Below are 1,322 nucleotides of genomic sequence, written 5' to 3' on the forward strand. Positions count from 1 at the left end.
GGGAGTGTCAGGAATTTCGTGTGCGGGCGGGCGGCTGAACATTACGCCGCCATGGCCCTGATGAAGCGTTCGCCGAAGATGACGGCGAACTGTGCCTTGGCCATGGTCCACTCACGTGGTGGCATCCTCCACTCTTTTTCCGACCGGTTCAAGATCAGGTAGAGCAGCTTGGTGGCGGCCTCGTCGCTGGGGAAATGGCCGCGTGCACGGACGGCCCGGCGCAGTTTCGAGTTCAGCGCCTCGATGGCGTTGGTGGTGTAGATGATCCGCCGAACCTCGTCGGGAAAGGCGAAGAACGGGATGACCTCGGCCCAGGCGCGCCGCCAGCTCTGGGCAATGGCGGGATAGCGGGTTCCCCAAGGACCCGCCTCGAACGCAGTCAGGGCCTGCTCGGCCGCCTCGGCACTGGGCGCGCGGTAGATCTCCTTCAACGCAGTCGCCAGGCCCTTGCGGTCCTTCCAGGACACAAAGTCCATGGAATTGCGCAGCAGATGGACGATGCATGTCTGAACCACGGCGTCGGGGAACACGGCCGTGATCGCTTCCGGAAAGCCCTTCAGGCCATCGACCACGGCGAGCAGGATGTCCTCGGTGCCGCGGTTCCTCAGCTCGTTCATGACCCTGAGCCAGAATTTGGCCCCTTCGTTCTGCTCCAGCCACAGGCCCAGCACCTCCTTGGCGCCGTCGGCGCGGACGCCGAGCGCGATGTGGATCGCCTTGTTGCGCACCATGCCTTCGTCACGGATCTTCACCCGCAAGGCGTCGAAAAATACGAGCGGGTAGACCGGGTCGAGCGGCCGCTGCTGCCAGATCGCCACCTCGTCGAGCACCGCGTCGGTCACGCTCGAGATCAGGTCCGGCGATACGTCGATGCCGTACAGATCGTGCAGGTGTCCTGTGATCTCGCGGGTACTCATGCCGCGCGCGTACATCGACACGATCTTCTCGTCGAAGCCCGGAAAGCGCCGCTGGTATTTGGCGATCAGCTGCGGGTCGAAACTGCTCTGCCGGTCACGTGGTACGTCGATCGCCAGCTTGCCGGTATCGGTCGTGATCGTCTTCCGGCCGTAGCCGTTGCGCGAGTTGCCGGTGCCGTCGTCTCCGGCCAGATGATAATCCATCTCCGCGTTCAAAGCGCGCTCCGTCAGCGCCTTCTTCAGCGCATCCAGCAGGCCGCCCTGCGCCAGCGCGGTACCAGCATCAGCGCCAGCCAGCAGCTGATCCAGCAGATCGTTCGGTATCGCAGGCTCTTTGCGTCGGGACATTTCGGGGCTCCTTCTTTCCCATTATGCCCGCCCGCACACGAAATTCCTGACACTCCC

1 protein-coding gene is annotated in these 1,322 nt (G+C 63.8%); it reads right to left on the bottom strand.

What is annotated here, in order from left to right; all coding sequences use genetic code 11:
* Positions 1-41 precede the first annotated feature (41 nt).
* Positions 42-1,265: an IS256 family transposase gene (locus ACP7BY_RS20955; RefSeq protein ID WP_042468862.1), complete on the bottom strand. Its 1,224-nt coding sequence runs from the start codon at positions 1,263-1,265 to the stop codon at positions 42-44.
* Positions 1,266-1,322 lie beyond the last annotated feature (57 nt).

The organism is Sphingomonas sp. PSPC2-2 (assembly GCF_049897725.1).
In the GTDB taxonomy this organism is placed as follows: Bacteria; Pseudomonadota; Alphaproteobacteria; order Sphingomonadales; family Sphingomonadaceae; genus Sphingomonas.